At 40.9% G+C, this 19,100-nt stretch carries 16 protein-coding genes (1 of these 16 running past the window's edge); 10 read left to right on the top strand and 6 right to left on the bottom strand.

The window, feature by feature from the left end:
- The 3 genes from A5888_RS12375 to A5888_RS12365 form a co-directional block, all read left to right on the top strand.
- Positions 1-153, top strand: the 3' end of a protein-coding gene (locus A5888_RS12375; RefSeq protein ID WP_086349433.1) for a GntR family transcriptional regulator. It extends 489 nt beyond the left edge of the window; only the last 153 of its 642 coding nucleotides appear in the window; its start codon lies beyond the left edge, outside the window; its stop codon occupies positions 151-153.
- Between the two features lie 266 nt (positions 154-419).
- Positions 420-1,640 carry a quaternary amine ABC transporter ATP-binding protein gene (locus A5888_RS12370; RefSeq protein WP_086349434.1) on the top strand — a complete coding sequence of 407 codons (1,221 nt, stop codon included), beginning with the start codon at positions 420-422 and terminating at the stop codon, positions 1,638-1,640.
- Positions 1,633-3,378 (top strand): ABC transporter permease/substrate binding protein, encoded by a 1,746-nt coding sequence (locus tag A5888_RS12365; RefSeq protein WP_086349435.1) that lies wholly within the window; start codon positions 1,633-1,635, stop codon positions 3,376-3,378. The genes A5888_RS12370 and A5888_RS12365 overlap by 8 nt, the downstream gene beginning before the upstream one ends.
- Positions 3,379-3,674: 296 nt before the next feature.
- Here A5888_RS12365 and A5888_RS12360 read toward each other — a convergent pair whose 3' ends face one another.
- On the bottom strand, positions 3,675-4,346 hold the full coding sequence (locus A5888_RS12360) for an MBL fold metallo-hydrolase (RefSeq protein WP_170924794.1): 672 nt from the start codon (positions 4,344-4,346) through the stop codon (positions 3,675-3,677).
- Positions 4,333-4,794, bottom strand: coding sequence for a MerR family transcriptional regulator (locus A5888_RS12355; protein WP_086349437.1), 462 nt, complete (start codon positions 4,792-4,794; stop codon positions 4,333-4,335). Before A5888_RS12355 ends, A5888_RS12360 begins: the two co-directional genes overlap by 14 nt.
- Positions 4,795-4,975: 181 nt before the next feature.
- Here A5888_RS12355 and A5888_RS12350 point away from each other — a divergent pair, with 181 nt between their 5' ends.
- The 5 genes from A5888_RS12350 (at position 4,976) to gor (ending at position 12,009) form a co-directional block, all read left to right on the top strand.
- Complete coding sequence (locus A5888_RS12350; RefSeq protein WP_086349438.1) at positions 4,976-5,443, top strand: CtsR family transcriptional regulator; 468 nt, start codon at positions 4,976-4,978, stop codon at positions 5,441-5,443.
- 2 nt (positions 5,444-5,445) lie between these two features.
- Positions 5,446-7,935: an ATP-dependent Clp protease ATP-binding subunit gene (locus A5888_RS12345; protein WP_086349439.1), complete on the top strand. Its 2,490-nt coding sequence runs from the start codon at positions 5,446-5,448 to the stop codon at positions 7,933-7,935.
- Positions 7,936-8,311: 376 nt separating this feature from the next.
- Positions 8,312-9,232 (top strand): peptidase U32 family protein, encoded by a 921-nt coding sequence (locus tag A5888_RS12340; protein ID WP_086349440.1) that lies wholly within the window; start codon positions 8,312-8,314, stop codon positions 9,230-9,232.
- 19 nt (positions 9,233-9,251) lie between these two features.
- Positions 9,252-10,493, top strand: a complete 1,242-nt coding sequence (locus A5888_RS12335; protein WP_086349441.1) for a peptidase U32 family protein — start codon at positions 9,252-9,254, stop codon at positions 10,491-10,493.
- Between the two features lie 163 nt (positions 10,494-10,656).
- Complete coding sequence (gene gor / locus A5888_RS12330) at positions 10,657-12,009, top strand: glutathione-disulfide reductase (RefSeq protein WP_086349442.1); 1,353 nt, start codon at positions 10,657-10,659, stop codon at positions 12,007-12,009.
- Between the two features lie 64 nt (positions 12,010-12,073).
- Here the strand turns inward: gor and A5888_RS12325 are convergent, their stop codons facing one another.
- From A5888_RS12325 to A5888_RS12310, 4 genes are all read right to left on the bottom strand, one after another.
- The gene (locus A5888_RS12325; RefSeq protein ID WP_086349443.1) at positions 12,074-13,060 is read right to left on the bottom strand and encodes a polyprenyl synthetase family protein; all 987 of its coding nucleotides are present in this window, start codon (positions 13,058-13,060) and stop codon (positions 12,074-12,076) included.
- Between the two features lie 22 nt (positions 13,061-13,082).
- The gene (locus A5888_RS12320) at positions 13,083-13,637 is read right to left on the bottom strand and encodes a Gx transporter family protein (RefSeq protein WP_086349851.1); all 555 of its coding nucleotides are present in this window, start codon (positions 13,635-13,637) and stop codon (positions 13,083-13,085) included.
- 17 nt (positions 13,638-13,654) lie between these two features.
- Positions 13,655-14,071, bottom strand: coding sequence for a NusG domain II-containing protein (locus A5888_RS12315; RefSeq protein ID WP_086349444.1), 417 nt, complete (start codon positions 14,069-14,071; stop codon positions 13,655-13,657).
- A gap of 293 nt (positions 14,072-14,364) precedes the next feature.
- Positions 14,365-16,293: an NAD(P)/FAD-dependent oxidoreductase gene (locus tag A5888_RS12310; RefSeq protein WP_086349445.1), complete on the bottom strand. Its 1,929-nt coding sequence runs from the start codon at positions 16,291-16,293 to the stop codon at positions 14,365-14,367.
- A gap of 479 nt (positions 16,294-16,772) precedes the next feature.
- On the opposite strand from A5888_RS12310, the gene pplA reads away from it, so the two are divergent.
- A complete protein-coding gene (gene pplA, locus A5888_RS12305; protein ID WP_086349446.1) occupies positions 16,773-17,708 on the top strand; it encodes an extracellular electron transfer flavoprotein PplA in 936 nt (311 codons plus the stop codon).
- Positions 17,709-18,017: 309 nt separating this feature from the next.
- Complete coding sequence (locus A5888_RS12300; RefSeq protein ID WP_086349447.1) at positions 18,018-19,097, top strand: FAD:protein FMN transferase; 1,080 nt, start codon at positions 18,018-18,020, stop codon at positions 19,095-19,097.
- Positions 19,098-19,100 lie beyond the last annotated feature (3 nt).

Genomic DNA, 19,100 nt, shown 5'->3' with positions numbered 1-19,100 from the left:
GGTGCAACGATTATTGCTATTCAAACGGATCAGCAGATGATTCTTTCGCCTGGACCGTATGCAAAACTAAGTGTGAATAATATCGTGTATTTTGTGGGGAATGAACTAACACTGCAACGAATGAATAATTTTTTCTATTCTAAAGAGGAGTGAAGCATAAATTAGTACGGGGTCTTTTTGATACCAAATTCATATTAATAACGACGTACTCCCAGAGAGTAGCTGATAAAATCGTCAGCTACTCTCTTTTTTGTTCAATAAAGAGCTGATAGTTGAAAATACTCATCGTTTTTTCAGAAAAAATTTTGGAAATTTGACATAAGTGACAACTTCATGATAAGTTTAGATGGTCACTTTTCGTGAGAATTCTTGTGAGTTATCAAAGAAAGTAGTTAAAGAGATGAAGGAGTGCTAATTAAATGAGTAAAGTTCGTGTAGAACATCTTACTAAAGTGTTTGGGAAAAAAAGCCAACAGGCATTATCAATGGTCCAACAAAATAAAAGTAAGACAGAAATTTTGGAACAGACAGGTGCTACAGTTGGTGTATATGATGTGAATTTTGAGGTAAATGAAGGCGAGATATTTGTAGTTATGGGGTTATCTGGGAGTGGGAAGTCGACGTTGATACGTTTATTGAACCGCTTGATCGAACCGTCTAGTGGTGATATTTATATTGATGGAGAAGATATTGCTAAAATTAGTAAAGAAGAGTTGAGAGAGATTCGGCGACATAAGGTAAATATGGTTTTTCAGAATTTTGGTTTGTTTCCGCAACGAACGATTTTGGAAAATACTGCTTATGGGTTAGAAATTCGTGGTGTGTCGAAGCACGAACGACAAGAACGAGCAGAGCAGGCATTAGCGAACTCTGGGTTACTGTCTTTCAAAGATCAATACCCCAATCAGTTGTCTGGTGGTATGCAGCAACGAGTGGGCTTAGCACGTGCTTTAGCCAATGATCCGGAAATCTTACTAATGGATGAAGCTTTTTCGGCATTGGATCCATTGATTCGCAGAGAGATGCAGGACGAATTATTAGAGTTGCAAGCGAAGGTGAAGAAGACGATTATCTTTATTACCCACGACTTGAATGAAGCACTGCGGATTGGCGATCGGATTGCTTTGATGAAGGATGGACAGATTATGCAAATTGGGACAGGTGAGGAGATATTGACCAACCCTGCTAACGAGTTTGTTCGTGACTTTGTGGAGGATGTGGATCGCTCCAAAGTATTGACTGCTCAAAATATCATGGTACCGGCAATCACTACAAACATCGAGATAGATGGACCAAACGTTGCATTACAACGGATGCGTAAGGAAGAAGTAAGTATGCTCCTGGCCGTTGATCGCTCAAGGCAATTAAAAGGGAGTGTGACTGCCGAATCTGCACGTGAAGCGCGTAAAGCGAGTATTCCATTAAAGGATGTTATCTATAAAAATGTGAAGAAGGTTCACAAGGATACATTAGTGACCGATATCTTTAATCTGATTCATGATTCTCCAGCTCCTTTAGCTGTGGTGGATGATGAAGATCATTTGATGGGTGTCGTTATCCGCGGAAGTGTAATTGGTGCGTTAGCAGATCATGAGATAAATGAAGATGTAATTGAAGGGGAGAAAAAGATAAATGTTTGATTTTTTACAACAACCGATTCCTGTTTCTGAGTGGGTGACAAGTGCGACTGAGTGGATAACGGAAACCTTTTCTGGTTTGTTTTCTGTCATGCAGAGCTTTGGGCAAATCGTGATGGAAAGTATGACCGATTTTTTATTGATTTTTCCACCAATCGTTTTGATCATTCTCCTTAGTATAGCAGCATATCTTATTTCTGACAGAAAATGGGGATTACCGATATTCACAGCACTGGGATTGCTGTTTGTGTATAATCAGGGACTGTGGGACAATCTGATGAACACTGTTACTTTGGTAATTATTTCAAGTCTGGTTTCGATTGTAATTGGTATTCCCTTAGGGATTCTGATGGCTAAGAGCAATCGCGCACAGAGTATCGTTACACCTATTTTGGACTTTATGCAGACAATGCCTGGTTTTGTCTACCTCATTCCTGCAGTTGCCTTTTTTGGTATTGGTATGGTTCCAGGGGTATTTGCTTCTGTGATATTTGCATTACCGCCAACGGTTCGTATGACAAACTTGGGTATTCGACAAGTACCTGTTGAACTAGTAGAGGCATCCGATTCTTTTGGCGGGACTGAGAAGCAGAAATTATTTAAATTGGAGCTACCTTTGGCTAAAAGTACGATTTTTGCTGGGATAAACCAAACAATTATGCTTGCATTATCCATGGTGGTCATTGCTTCAATGATCGGTGCACCCGGGTTAGGCCAAGGGGTACTATCGGCTGTTCAGCGATCACAGGTGGGGAATGGATTTGTTAATGGTCTGGCGTTGGTTGTATTAGCAATTATTTTGGACCGATTCACTCAAAATATCAATCAACCCAATAAGAGGAAGAAAGAAGTAACTGCAAAAGATGGCAAGCGTAAATTTATCGTGGGAGCTGTCGTTGCTGGAGCGGTGTGCTTGGTTTTTGGTTTCAATGTATTCAGTGGTGCAGAAAAAACAGAAACGGTTCAGTTGGCGTATGTTGAGTGGGATACAGAAATTGCATCTACTACGGTTGTTTCTGAGATTTTGAAGGAAATGGGTTATGATGTGAAAATGACGCCACTGGATAATGCAGTTATGTGGGAAGCTATTGCGAATGGTGAAGCGGATGGAATGGTTTCGGCGTGGTTACCGGCAACACATGGAGCACAGTATGAAAGGTTTAAAGATAAATTAGAGGATTTAGGCCCAAATTTAGACGGAGGCGCTCGATTAGGATTAGTTGTACCTCAATATATGGATATAGATTCTATCGAAGACTTATCGGATCAAGTAGATAAAAAAATAATAGGAATCGAGCCTGGGGCAGGAGTAGTAGCTACTGCAGAAGAAACAGTAGCTACTTATTCGAACTTATCTGATTGGCAAGTGGTTTCTTCTTCTGGTGGTGCAATGACGACACAATTAGAGAATGCAATCAAAAATGAAGAACCTATTGTGATTACTGGATGGTCTCCACATTGGATGTTTTCTCGTTATGACCTGAAATATCTTGAAGATCCAATGGGAACGATGGGCGGAGAAGAAAGTATTCAAACGATGGTTCGAAAAGGATTAAAGGAGGAAATGCCTGAGGTCTATCATTTACTAGATAATTTTTCGTGGGAGCTTGAAGATATTGAGACAGTTATGTTTGAAATTGAACAGGGGACAGACCCGGTAGAAGCTGCTAGAGAATGGATCGATACGCATGAGCAAACGGTAGAAAACTGGAAAAAAGCGTCTAATGTGACTGAAAAATAGAGACTGAAACAACAACATGTCAATTCGTTGTAAGTTTTAATCGGCAGTACCTGCTAGTTTTCGTGTTTAGATTGTCCGTGCCATGGACTAATGAGCAGATAGGAAGAGGAGGGAGACAAAAAGTCTTCATCCTCTTCTTTTTGCTGAATCGTGCGAGATGAGCATAGCACCAAATTCCAAAATACTAGGTGGGTTTTTAGTAATAAATAAGAGGAGTTTCTTATCAGTAATAGTGAGCAGAGTTTTAGGAGAAGTAAGTAATTGGAGTCATCTATTTGTCTCGCAATCCGTTACTGTCAATCTTTCTCTTGTGCACGTGTGACTATCTTTTCAAACCTTTCTTTGCTGTAGGTGATAGTAGGACCGTGACCGCAGAAAATCTGATGTATGGTTTCCTTTTGACAAAGGTGTTTGACTGAATCAATTGCAGCTTGTTTGTCAGCAGTGGCCCATGCTGGAAACGGGAATAGCCAACGAATATCCCCAGAGATTGCTAACCCGCCTCTTGATTGAAGAAGGTCACCGACATAGGCGGCATTCACTCTTGGATCGATCAAAGAGATCGATCCATTGGTATGCCCAGGCGTTTCTCGTACAATCAAAGAGCCGATGTAATCACCTTCTGAGACTAGGAGTGTTGGCCTAATAGGCATTCGGATATTCTGTACGTTGTTTTGGCTGTCGATAAATTCTTTTTTTCCTATGCATATTTCTGCTTCCGGAAAATGCGCGCTGATTTTTTGAATATCCCCAGTATGATCGGAATGAGCGTGAGTAAGGACAATATATTTTAAAGGAAGCTGAGTGTGTTCAATGGCTTTGATGATTGATTTTGCTGTCCCGCTTTTACTACAATCGATTAGTGTGCAGAAGTTTCTTTCTTTAATAATGTAGCAGTTGATTGGAAAAATGCGTGGCATGGTAATCAACTGTAATGCATTTGAATCTGAATGGTCAATAATTTTCATGTGATTTCTCCTTGATTTCATCAAATAATTGTTCTACAAAACTGTCTAAACGTCGGGCATTTCCAGTTCCAAGCTCCTCAGTCAGTTGTTGAAATGTTCCAGGATAAGGAAGCTGTTTCAGTAAAACTAAAATCGACTGATAGTGTTGTATGATTTGTTCTAAATCACTGATTTTTTTGGTTAGAAGGGCCATTCCTTCTTGGTTGCATTCTTGTGATAGCTCTTGATCGAAGAGGACCATAAAGCTGTTGATTTCTTTTACAGAAAAGTGCGCATATTTCATGACTGAAATGTACTTTAGTTTTAAAAGATCTTCAGCCGAGTATATACGATAATTATTGTCCGCTCTTTTAGGAGAAATGAGTTTTTCTTTTTCATAAAAACGGATAGCGTCTTTTGATAACCCCGTTCTTTTGGCTATCTCGTTGATGGTCCATGCTGTTGTCATTGTATCGACCTCCTAGTGCAATGATAACATTGGATAGAACTCCAAGGTCAAGTAGAAAAAAAGTGATTTTATTTTGAAAAGTTCCTTGTTTTTCTATAAAGAGGAAGCTTTCTCCTTTATTTACACGCTCAAATTCGATATAATTATGGTCAGTAATAGTCAAGGGAGAAGGATGGATATTATGAACAATCAAAATACTTCTGATTTGATTGAAGCATATTTAAAGAAGATTTTGGAAGATAATAGTAAGATTGAGATTCGTCGTGCAGAGATGGCAAACCTATTCAATTGTGTCCCTTCCCAGATAAATTATGTGATCAACACTCGTTTCACGATTCAACGCGGGTATTCGGTTGAAAGTAAGCGAGGCGGGGGCGGTTATATTCGCATCGCTAAGGTTACATTATCAGACAATACACAGCTATTGGAACAAATTGAAAAGTTTATTGGTGATCAGCTGTCAGAAAAAGATGCACTGATTTTTGTTCAGAAATTATATGAAGAAAAAGTCGTTACAAAGCGCGAGGGAAATATTATGCTGGCGGCTTTAGGTAAGAATGTACTTGGAAAATTTGGCGCTAAGGAAGATTTTTTACGGGCTCAATTGATGTATGCCTTTTTGGAACGCTTGAGCTATGAGGAGGAATAGTTATGGATGAGTTATTTACAGATAGCGCCAAGGCAGTTTTAGCCATTGCGCAAGAAGAAGCGAAGTACTTCAGACATCAATCAGTAGGGTCTGAGCATTTATTACTTGCTTTAGTCATTGAGTCAAAAGGGATTGCAGGAAAAACACTGCGACAACTGAATGTTGACAAAAATGATATACGAGAAGAAATTGAACATTTAATGGGGTATGGTGTAGTGAAATCTTACCCTAAAGGTGCGTATTTACCATACTCTCCTCGTGCAAAACAAATTTTTGCTTATTCCGGAGAAGAAGCAAAACGTTTGGGTGCACCAAATATTGGGACGGAACATTTGTTATTGGGCTTGTTGAGAGATGAAGATATTCTCGCGTCACGTATTTTAGTAAATTTAGGCTTGAGCTTAATCAAGATCAGACAATTGCTGATGAAAAAAATTGGAGTCAATGATCCTCAAATGGCAATGTCTGGGAATAAGAGAAAGAATCAAAAAGGTGGGGCGCCAAAAGGTGGTACACCAACATTGGATTCTTTAGCAAGAGATTTAACGAAGTTAGCAAGAGAAAACAATCTCGATCCAGTCGTAGGACGTTCTGATGAAGTAAGGCGTCTCATTCAAATTCTGAGCAGACGGACAAAGAATAATCCTGTTCTAGTTGGAGAACCGGGTGTAGGTAAAACAGCTATCGCTGAAGGATTAGCGCAAAAAATCGTTAATGGTGAAGTGCCAAAAGCAATGCATGAAAAACGGTTGATGATGTTGGATATGGGTGCATTGGTAGCTGGTACAAAATATCGTGGGGAATTCGAAGACCGACTGAAAAAGGTCATTGATGAAATTTATCAGGATGGTCAGGTTATTCTATTTATTGATGAGCTGCATACCTTGATTGGTGCTGGTGGAGCAGAAGGTGCAATCGATGCTTCGAATATTCTGAAACCAGCGTTGGCTCGTGGTGAACTGCAAACAATTGGTGCAACGACCTTGGACGAATACCAAAAATACATTGAGAAGGATTCTGCATTGGAACGAAGATTTGCTCGTGTGCAAATTGATGAGCCAACACCGGAAGAAGCAAATGAAATTCTTAAGGGGTTACGTTCGAGATACGAGGCCCATCATGGGGTGGAGATCACAGATGAGGCTCTGCATGCGGCCGTACAGCTTTCTGTTCGTTATATCAACTCTCGCCAGCTGCCGGATAAGGCAATTGATTTAATGGATGAATCAGCAGCGAAGGTTCGTTTGGACTTGGCGGATGAACCATCAGCAGTCAATTCTCTACGAAATGAAATTCAAGAGCTAGCAGATGAAAAAGAAGAAGCGATTCATGAGCAGTCTTTTGAAAGTGCGGCTAGATTGAGAACCAAAGAAAAGAAATTACTTAAGAAGTTGGAAAATCTTCTTCTTTTAGAACAAAAAGAGGCTTCCGGATATACTAATAGAGTCACAGAAGAAGATGTGGCATCCGTGGTTTCACAGTGGACAGGTGTGCCGCTACAACAGCTAGAGAAGAAAGAAAGCGAACGATTGATGGAGCTTGAAGCGATTCTTCATCATCGAGTGGTTGGTCAGGACGAAGCTGTCAAAGCAGTGTCCAGCGCTATTCGTAGAGCGAGAAGTGGCTTGAAAGATCCAAATCGTCCAATTGGTTCCTTTATGTTCTTAGGGCCAACCGGTGTAGGTAAAACGGAACTGGCGAAAGCATTGGCTGAAACGATGTTTGGTAGTGAAGATGCACTGATCAGAGTAGATATGTCAGAATTCATGGAGAAATATAGTACCAGCCGATTGATTGGTTCACCTCCAGGATATGTGGGCTATGAAGAAGGCGGCCAGCTGACGGAGAAAATTCGTCAAAAACCTTACTCAGTTATTTTGTTGGATGAGGTGGAAAAAGCCCATCCAGACGTGTTTAATATTCTATTACAAGTGTTGGACGACGGTCATTTGACTGATTCTAAAGGCCGCAAAGTTGATTTTAGAAATACAATTTTGATCATGACGTCGAATATTGGTGCTACGGCGATTCGTGAAGAAAAGAATGTCGGCTTTAATGTACAGGATTTGACGAAAGATCACAATGCCATGCAGAAACGGATTTTAGAAGAGTTGAAGAAAGCTTTCCGTCCGGAATTCCTGAATCGTATCGATGAAACCATCGTTTTCCGTTCTCTGGATCAGGATGAGATTCATGAAATCGTGAAGATCATGAGTAAAGCGATCATCACTCGTATGACCGAGCAGGATGTTTATCTGAAAATCACTGCTGCGGCTATTGATGTCATTGGTAAGGTTGGCTTTGATCCGGAATATGGTGCCAGACCGATTCGCAGAGCCCTACAGAAAGAGGTTGAAGATCGTTTGAGTGAAGCATTGCTTTCCGGTCAGATTCATCTGGGAGATAAGGTAACGATCGGTGCCAGCAAAGGGAAAATCACCTTGAGTGTAAAGGCGCCTAAGGAAGAAAAAGAATTGCAGCCAGCCAATTAAGGCAAGAAACCTTTCTGAAACAAACAAAAATCAAATACACGATACCCTGTGATTGCAATGGTTGCTCCATTCGTAATCATGGGGTATTTCTTATCGCAGGCCGCTGGGCGTCTTGACATTCCGTGTATAGAGGCGCATGCAATATTAGAAAGTGAGTCTGTTCTAGAATGTATCACTCTGCTTTTGCAGGCTGGAATTGTTTCTATACTATCAGCAGTATCTAGAGCTTTAGTTGTTTACTTGGACTTGCTAGGTGATGGTTTAGGCAATCGTGAGTGATTAGAAACTTTGTGAAAGAATGATGAAAGTCCTTGATGCTATTGGAAAGTTTGTGAACCTGTGATACTATGAAACAGTCGCTAAAGGAGGAAATGTGATGATAGAAATTATTGCTACAGCAGAGTCGATCGATCAGGCAAAGCTGTTGCTGACTGCAGGAGTAGACACATTATATATTGGAGAAGAAACGTTTGGTCTGAGATTACCCGCTTCTTTTTCTAGAGAGGAACAACAAGTAATCATTGATTTGGCGCACGACGCTGGCAAGCAAGTGATGATTGCTGTGAACGGCATCATGCATCCGGACAAAATGAAGCTACTCCCTGAATATTTGGACTTTCTTAGAAAAGCAGCACCGGATAAGCTAGTTGTCGGAGATCCAGGCGTGATTTTCATGTTGCAGCAGAAGAGCATCGAGATTCCTTTCATTTATGATGGGGAGACGATGGTAACAAGTTCTCGTCAAATCAATTTTTGGGCGAAGAAGGGCGCTTCAGGTGCAGTTCTAGCCCGTGAAGTACCATTTGAAGAAATGGTGGCAATGTCGGAAAATCTGCAGGTTCCTGTCGAGGTACTGGTTTATGGCGCAAGCTGTATTCATCAATCAAAGCGTCCATTACTGCAAAACTACTACAATTATACGAAACTTGGTGAAGAAAAGAGCAAAGAACGTGGCTTGTTCTTATCAGAGCCTAAGAAAGAAGAGACCCATTACTCCATTTATGAGGATAGCCACGGGACGCATATTTTTGCGGACAATGATATCAACATGATGAATGAGCTAAGTAAACTCCATGAGCATGGGTATAGGACATGGAAGCTCGACGGTATTTATGCGCCGGGGGAAAATTTTGTTGAGGTCAGCAAATTATTTGTTGAAGCAAAAGCGGCTTTGGAAGCAACTTCATGGTCAGAGGAACAGGCGATAGCATGGAGCGAGCAAATTCAAACGCTGCATCCTGAAAATCGTGCACTAGATACAGGATTCTTCCATTTAGATCCAAAAGAAATCAAGTAGAAAGAAGGCATACAGAAAGATGGAAAAAGAACGAACATTGAAGCGTCCTGAGGTGCTTGCACCAGCCGGGACGCTGGAAAAACTAAAAGTAGCAATTCATTACGGCGCAGACGCTGTATATATTGGTGGAAATGCCTATGGGCTGAGAAGTCGTGCAGGTAATTTTACGTATGAACAAATGCAGGAAGGAGTGGCGTTTGCCAAGGAACACAATGCGAAAGTGTATGTTGCGGCAAATATGGTCACTCATGAAGGAAACGAAGAAGGTGCCGGAGAGTTTTTCCGTGAGTTGAGAGACTTGGGGATTTCGGCAGTGATTGTTTCTGATCCGACGTTAATCGAGATATGTGCAGAGGAAGCCCCGGGATTGCCAATCCATCTTTCAACACAGGCTTCAGCAACAAACTATGAGACTTTGGAATTTTGGAAAAATGAAGGGCTTGAGCGAGTAGTACTAGCGCGTGAAGTTTCTATGGAGGAAGTCGCTGAGATACGTAAAAATACAGATGTAGAGATTGAGGCATTTATCCATGGTGCGATGTGTATTTCTTATTCCGGCCGTTGTACGCTCTCTAACCATATGTCTATGCGAGATGCGAATCGTGGAGGCTGTTCCCAGTCTTGCCGTTGGAAATATGATTTATATGATATGCCCTTTGGGACGGAAAAACGCAGTCTGACGTCCAAGGGTGCTGTCGAAGAAGAGTTTTCTATGAGTGCGGTAGATATGTCTATGATCGAGCATATCCCGGAGCTGATCCAAAATGGTGTGGACAGTTTCAAAATTGAAGGACGCATGAAATCAATTCATTATGTATCGACTGTTGCAAATGTCTATAAAAAAGCTGTCGATTCTTATATGGCAGATCCGGAAAACTATGAATGCAAGCAGGAATGGATCGATGAGTTGTGGAAGGTGGCGCAGCGTGAGCTCTCAACGGGTTTCTATTATCACACTCCTACGGAAGAAGAGCAGTTGTTCGGACCACGAAGAAAGATTCCTGAGTATAAATTTATCGGTGAAGTGATGGCTTATGATCCTGAAACAAAAATTGCAACGATCCGTCAGCGAAATCATTTCAGTGTCGAAGATGAGATCGAATTCTATGGTCCCGGGTTCAATCACTTTTATCAAACGGTGGAAGTAATGTACAATGAAGATGGCGAGTCGATCGATCGGGCACCGAATCCGATGATGATCGTGACGATGCCGGTTGTTCAGCCAGTTTCTGTCGGTGATATGATTCGAAAGAAAAAATAATAACGTACGATCGAGGCAGAAGTATTTTGTTTAAGAAATAATGGTAAATCCTTGCATTCACATGTTGGGTTTGAGAGGCGCCTTATTTCTTAGACGATAGCTTTTGTCTCGTTCTCTTTATAGCTGGATAACTGGAATAAGCATAGAAATAAGGAGGAAGACAATGGTAAAGCATTATGATTATATCGTGATTGGCGGCGGAAGCGGCGGGATCGCGTCAGCAAATCGTGCCGGGATGTACGGCGCAAAGGTATTGCTTCTTGAAGGAGGAGTTATTGGTGGGACATGTGTCAATGTGGGCTGTGTTCCTAAAAAGGTTATGTGGCAAGCAAGCACGATGATGGAAATGATGCATCGAGATATGGCTGGTTACGGCTACGATGTTTCTGTGCAAAATTTTGATTTTCGTAAGCTCGTTCAAAATAGAGAGAGCTATATCGATTTTCTACATACAGCCTACAATCGTGGCTTGGATAGCAATCATATCGAGCGAGTACAGGCATATGGTACGTTTGTTGATGCGCAGACAATCAAGGCAGGGGATGAAACCTATACAGCACCGAATATTTTGATTGCTACTGGTGGCCGTCCGAAGAAGCTAGGGATACCAGGAGAAGAGTATGCAATCGATTCGAATGGATTTTTTGCATTGGAAGAGCTGCCGAAGCGAATCGTTGTAATCGGAGCTGGGTATGTGGCAGCAGAGTTGGCAGGAACAGTGCTGGGCTTAGGCAGTAAGACGCATTGGGCCTTCCGTAATGACCACCCGTTGCGCAGCTTTGATGATATGCTGTCAATGAAGGCTGTTGAGCACTATGAGAAGGCCGGAATGGTGATCCATCCAAATTCTGTACCGAAATTTATTGAGAAAAAAGAATCAGGTGAATTGGTTATTTGTTTTGAAAATGGCATGGATATTACAGCGGATTGTATCATTTTTGGTACCGGGAGAGAGCCGAACACAGATCAGCTTGGCTTGGAAAATACTTCTGTAGAGCTGGATGAAAAGGGCTATGTAAAGGTAGATAAATATCAGAACACTACACAGGCTGGCATTTATGCCGTGGGTGATGTTATTGGAAAGATTGATTTGACACCAGTGGCGATTGCAGCTGGACGTCGTCTTTCTGAACGATTGTTTAATGGAAAAACAGAGGAACATCTGGATTACGAGACAATCCCAACAGTGGTATTTACTCATCCGCCAATCGGGACTGTAGGATTGACCGAAAAAGAGGCTGTGGATAAGTATGGGAAAGAGCAGATAAAACTATACACTTCGAGCTTCACTCCTATGTATTTTGCGTTAGGCGAATACCGTCAAAAATGCGATATTAAGATGATCTGTGTTGGAAAAGAAGAGAAGATCGTTGGCCTTCATGCAATTGGTCTAGGTGTGGATGAGATGCTTCAGGGCTTTGCAGTTGCAGTTAAAATGGGTGCCACTAAGAAGGATTTTGATAATACTGTCGCGATTCATCCGACAGGCGCTGAAGAGTTCGTGACGATGCGTTGATGATTGATTGATATAGAGAAAAACCCCTGAGATTACGATGATCTCAGGGGTTTTTATAAATTTTTCAACTTGTCCGAGTCAAAATCTTACTAGTGATTTCGAATAACAAGTCTTTCGTGTGTAAATCATTTTCAGGTAATTTATTAATGGCCTTCAAAGCTTTTTGCGTATATTTCTCTGCCAGTTTCTGCGCGTTATCCACACCACCGAGGCTGTGGACAAGCTGATAGACTTCTTGCGTCTCCTCTGTGGATAAGTTTTCTCGCTTTTCAAGGTAAGGTAATAGTTTTTTTCTGTCTTTCTTCAATGCATATAATAGCGGCAATGAATAGACGCCTTGTTTGACGTCTTCCAGTACAGGTTTACCGATATGACCAGAAGACTGTGTATAATCTAAAATATCATCAATAATCTGAAAAGCAATTCCGATGTTTTTTCCAATTTCTCTACATTTATTCGAAAATTGATCAGAACAGCCGCTCTCATATGCACCAATAAAGCTACTAAGAGCAAACAGCTCTGCTGTTTTTCCAGAGATATTATCGATATATTGATCGATCGTCATAGAAAAATCGTAGTGGGTGTCCATTTGTCCCAGTTCTCCGGAAAGTACTTTTTCCATGCTCTTTGAATTCAGCTGAATACTTTTCAGAGAAGAAGAGTAGTCTGCTAAGAGCTTGAAACAGCAGATAAACAGGTAATCACCGGCGTAGACAGCCGTCTGGTTGCCGAACAGCGAACGGATGGTTGGCAGGTTTCTTCTGGTATCTGCATGATCGACGATATCATCGTGAACGAGAGTTGCTGTGTGAAGCATTTCAATTGATGCTGACAAGGCAATGGCCTTTTGCTCATCTTTTGTCGGTCCGAATTGAGAAAACAACAGTTGATATGCTGGGCGTAGCAGTTTTCCACCGGAGTGGATCATGGCTAAGATTGCTTGTTCAATCTCTTTGTTTTCGATTTGAATGCTGTCCTCCATAAGCTGCAGTGTTACTTCGAGTTCTTCTGCAAGTTGAGGATAAGGTGCCCACATTTGATGGATATTCATAGGATAGCTCCTTCAGTTCTTTTTAAAAAATTTCCCATTTTTGTTTGGTAGTCTGTTCGTAATCCAGTTGAAATTTCTTCAATGTCTGTACATGTTTTAACAAATAGTTCGCTGCAATTCCGATTGCAATTCCTGACAATAAGCCCAGAATTGAAAGAAATGGCAGATAGAGCATGGGTGCCCATGATTGAGCAAAAAATGAGGTAGTCAACAGCTGTCCGACATTATGAAGAAAACCACCAGCTGCGCTAATTCCAATAATACTGACCCGCTTTGGTCCGAGTTGCTTGACTAGCAGCATTCCTAAAAAGCTAAGAAATGCGCCGCTTGCACTATAGAAGAAGGTAGAAATTGTTCCGCCTAACAGCGTCGCTAGAATTAGGCGCATAGAGACCAGAAAGACAGTCTCACTCTTTTTCATCGTAAAAATGGCGATGATCGTTATTAGGTTAGCCAGTCCCAGTTTTGCTCCGGGAGCAAAGGCGAACGGGTAAGGAATCATATTCTCAAGCAAAGAAAGGATGACACCTTGAGCGACTAACATAGAAATATAGATGTTTTTTTGTAATTTTGTCATCATTGGTATAGGCAGCATCAATAGATGAGGCTGCCATCCTCATTTCCGTCGGAAGCTTCGACCGTAATAAATAAATTATGAGGCAGACAGGCAATCGGTGTCTCACCGGAATTGGAGATCCAACCGCGTCGGACACAGGCTAGGTCAGTACAGTTTGCAGTTTTTATTCGAATTCGGTCGCCGTCTACTTCAATGAGGTTATAGTCGCCATCCGAATCTTCATATTTGTATGTATAGGCAGGTGTTCCTTCCTTTAGTTCAAAAGTCTTGATGATTTTTCCATCTACCTTCAAAACAGCCTGTTTAGTTATAGATTCTGTGTCTTGCATGCTAAAAACAACAAGGGGCAGAAAAGAACCGACAGCCAAAACCACAATGATGATGACATCCCATGGCCGTATGTAGCTTTTCTTGATGAAATCTTTCACGTTCATTGTTCTTTCCTCTCCTTTGTAGTTCTTAATTTTAACATATTTGAAGAAAAAGTCAGTACAGAAAACACTGTTTATGTAACTAAGCTGCACTATTTCTCAAGAGACTACCATTAGAGAAATAGTATGAAGTTTTCGGCTTCTCTAATAAAAAACGGAGGGACAGAAGTACTTCTCTCAGAGATAAGTCGAACTTTCACGAAAACTTAAAGGAAAATTTTCTGAAATCTCTTCTTATGTTCCGGAGCTGCGTACTTCTGTCCCGACCTCTTTCTTTTACTGATTATAAGATGATGCTATTTGGTGCCATATCTGGATTTAGGTGTACCATACCACCATTTTCCTACTGTTCGTTGCACCCAAGGAATAACCCAACGGTCCAATCCTAATGCACGACCAGAGCCGTTCATTAGAGCAAATGCGACAAAGACGAACCAGATATTTACCCAGTAGAACATACCAGATAAGCTGAATGCTGCAACCAATCCAATTGTCGCTGCACTACATAACCAAGTGAATAAACCAGCAATTAGTGCTAAGGCAATCAGGATTTCAACGATTGTCATAAATTTCTGGAAGAATAATGCAACTTCCTGATTTGGCATCATGAACTTCATCACGCTTTCGAACCATTTTGGCATGTGATCGAATACGAGCATTGGTTCTTCTCCATAAGCATAGTTCAATCCGAAGTGAGCGGCTTGCGCTACTGTTTCAGTAGCAGTATCAGCGGCACCACTTGCAGCAGTTGTTGCATCAGCTGCTGCAGATGCGCCTGTCGTAGCTTGTTCTTGCAGCCACGGGAATGGGAAGACAACTGTATCAGAGAACCATGAGCCTTCACCGAACCACGTACCAGGTTTCAGGTATTCACCATTACCAACGACTTTCTTTGCAGCTTCGACAAACCACATTAGCCCATAGAAAACACGTAGAGGAACGCTCCATAGGATGTTGCCGTAACGAGAAGAATGTCCTCTTGCTACATTACGATCGTCTTTAATATGGAAAAACTCATGCATCATGTATTGGAACATATAGTAGCCTGAACGAATATCGAAGAAATATTTCAGATTGACGATATGCTTCATAATGATAGCTAAAAATCCGCTTAAGTGAATCTTATCAAATAGGTTTGCAACGCCCCATTTTGAGCCGATAGAAACCATGAAGCCTTGATAATTTCCTTTGAATTTATGCTTTTCGCCGCCTTTGATACCAGCAACGATATTTGCAGCTGCAGTGTGTCCAGTTTGTTCAGCAGCTTGAACGATTTGTGGTGTTGGTGTATCAGGAAACTCTTCGTAATAAACCAAGTCACCAATGATATAAATGTTTTTGTCTTCATATCCTTTTGCTTGCATGAACTCGTTGGCAATCAAACGATTGCCACGTGCTGCTTCCAGACCGAAATCAGCAGCATCAGTAGTCGCTTTAACACCAGCAGTCCAAATAAGGGTATGCGTAGGTATTTGTGTACCATCTTTTAATTTGATGTGTTCCGCTGCAACTTCCACGATAGGAGAGTTCTTCAACAGTTTAACCTGTTTTCTTTCCATGTAACGTTCTGCTTTCGCTGCGTCGTTACGTGTCAGCATGTTCAAGATTGTAGGCATTGCTTCGACGACCATCAAAGTAATTTCATTTGGATCGATTTTTGTTTCTTTAGCCAAACGGTCTTTCCAATCGATCAGCTCACCAATCATTTCGATCCCTGTAAATCCAGAACCACAGACAACAAATGTCAGCATAGCTTTTCGAACCTCAGCATCTGGTTCAATAGCTGCTTTTTGAACAGTTTTCTCGATATGTTCACGAATTCTTACAGAATCTTCGAACGACCACAAAGTGAAGCCGTTCTCTTTAACGCCTGGTGTACCAAAGTCGTTTGGCTCGCCACCCATACCGATGACTAGTTGGTCAAACTCATAAGATCCCAGTTTTGTTTTAACAATTTTTTTGTCTTTATCGATTCCAGTTACAGTATCTGTGACAAGTGTAACATTCTTTTTGCGTGAGAATAGTCGTTGCAAATCATATTGGATTGCACTTGGTTCTACGCGGCCGCCTGCCACCTCGTGCAGCTCCGTCATCATAGTGTGGTAAGAATGACGGTCGATCAAAGTGATCTCTACATCATCCTTTTTTAGCTTTTTGGCTAAAAATTTGGTTGCTGACACTCCAGCATACCCAGCACCTACAACGACAATTTTTTGCTTTGTCATTGGTAATCCGCTCCTTAAAAATATAAAAGTATAATTGATCATAATTTCGCAATCGAATTCATTATATAGCGACTTTAGCCTTTTGTCTAATACCAATTCTTATAATGAATCAAATAACTGATTTCAGATTAAAATAGTATGAAAATGTGATAAGTTTTACGAATTATTCTAATGTGTAGTTGACAGAAAAAGATAATTCGTTAGAATGTTAATTGAATCACAAAGTTTTTGTGAAAAAATTTGTGACTATATGGCTATTACTGAATCAGTACTTGCACAAAGAATAACTGTTATCAATAAGGATTCTTCGTTGTCTGGCTTGCTTAAGTAGTATTCATATGATGAACATTGTCGAGCCCTTTCTCTCATGAGAAGTGATTATGGACGATTATTTGGGTAATAGAATCGTTGCTTCTTGTGGTGGTTTTAACAGAGTTCATACAAAACAAAAGTATTATACAAGGAAAAGGTGGAAAAAAATGAAAGCGAACAAATTTATCAAGAGCTTTGCGGCAATCGCATTAACAACAGTAGTCTTAGCTGCGTGTGGATCTGACAACAAGGATACTGCGGATTCGTCAAGTGCATCATCAACAGCAGCGTCTTCTTCAAAAACGGAAGAATCTTCAACTGAAGCTGTGAAAGAAGCAGGCGGAGATTTGCAGGATGGTACGTATAAGTTAGAAGAGAAAAACTATTCTAATGATTACCGTGTATCATTTGAAATTACTGTAAAAGACGGGAAAATCGTAGAATCTAAGTATGACAACATCAATGAAGCCGGTGAATCAAAAGTTGATAACGCAGACTATAATAAAAATATGAAAGATAAAGCTGGCGTAAGTCCAGAAGAATTTATTCCTAAATTCAATGAAGAGCTTGTTGCAAAGCAATCACCTTCTGATATCGATGTTGTATCTGGCGCGACACATTCATTTGAGTCATTCCAAAACTATGCACAACAATTGATTCAAGCGGCTCAAGCTGGCAATACTGAAACAATTGAAATCGACAATGGCGCTGACCTGAAAGATGGTTCATATACATTGAAAGAGAAAAACAACTCAAATGGGTACCACACAGAATTTACGATTGTTGTAAAAGATGGCAAGGTAGCTGAATCTAAGTATGACAATGTGGATGATGAAGGCAAATCAAAACAAGATGATACTGAATACAACGAAATGATGAAAGACAAAGCTGGTACAGATCCATCTGAATTCATTCCAACCTTCAACGAAGAGTTTGTTAAAGCGATGGGTGAAGAAGACGGTTCTCCTGCCGGAATGGATGTTGTAACTGGTGCAACTCATAGCTTCCATTCATTTGTTATCTATGCAGAACAGTTGATCAATGCTGCTGAAAAAGGCGATACAGCTGAAATCACTGTTGACAACATTGTAATGAAAAAATAAGAACGTATGATGGAAATGTCTGTCTATCCTATACAGATAATGAGCAGGCATAGAAATATAATAGTTCTAAAAAAGTAGCTGGCAGGACAATTTTCACTTGAATGATTGTCCTGCTTTTTTTGTTCGGAATAAATGGGGATATAGATTTCGGGATTCCCCTAAAAGGATGGCTGACAATTTACATAGTTCCACCAAATAAGAAGAGATTTTGCTAGTGAAATCTGATATTCTGCATTATACTTGAAAGTGTTTTGTTAAATGGAAGAAATAGATTTGTTGAATAGATTTTGATAAGGACGTGGTATAACAATGAGAAACCGACGACTATGGGCAGCCTTTAGTTTACTGTTTGTTTTAGTACTGGTAATTGCCGGTTGTTCAAGCAATCAGAAAGAAGAAAGTAAGGTAAATAAAGAGCCGTACTCAAAGCAGGAGCTATTACTGGGGACGTATGTGCAGATACGGATTTACGATGATGGGAAAAAGGATGTTTTGGATCAGGCCTTTGATCGAATCAAAAAACTGGGGGATGAAATCACTGTTAATGAATCCGGCTCAGAAATCGATGCAATCAATGAAAAAGCCGGGATTGAGCCAGTCAAGGTTTCCGATGATGTTTATACATTATTGAAACGCGCATATGAGTATAGTGAGGACTCCAACGGTGGTTTTGATATGGCGATCGGTCCAATTACTCAGTTGTGGCATATTGGCTTTGATGATGCCCGAAAACCATCACAGGAAGAAATCGATCAAGCATTGAAGCTGGTTGATTATCATAAAGTCGTATTAGATGATAAAGAAAAGACGGTTTATCTTGAAGAAAAAGGGATGGCGCTCGATCTTGGGGCTATCGCTAAGGGCTATATCACTGACGAAGTAGTAGAAGTGTTGAAGGACAATGGCGTAACGACAGCAATCATCGACCTCGGCGGGAATGTGTATGTTTTAGGGCACAGTCCAAGAGGAGAGGACGAGGACTGGAATGTCGGGATTCAAGACCCAAATAAAGCGAGAAATACCGTGATCGGTACGGTGAAAGAACGGGATAAAACATTAGTGACTTCCGGTATCTATGAACGATATCTGAAAGTCAATGGGGAAACCTACCATCATTTGTTTGATCCGACAACAGGCTATCCTTTTGATAATGATATTGCCGGTGTAACAATTATTACTAATAAGTCCATCGATGGGGATGGCTTGTCTACGGCTGTATTTTCTATGGGTGTGAAAAAAGGATTGGAATACGCAGAAGGACTGAAAGATGTGGATGTGATTTTTGTAACGAAGGACGATAAGGTTTATGTCAGCAAAGATATAGAAGAGACCTTTGTACTGGGAGAAGATTCCGGCTATACCATGGGGGATCGTTCAGAATTGGAGTAAGGG

The sequence above is a fragment of the Enterococcus sp. 9E7_DIV0242 genome (genome assembly GCF_002140975.2).
Classification (GTDB): Bacteria; Bacillota; Bacilli; order Lactobacillales; family Enterococcaceae; genus Enterococcus_L; species Enterococcus_L clewellii.
Note: the sequence above shows the minus strand (reverse complement) of the source record. Positions and strands in the feature narration are given on the sequence as shown.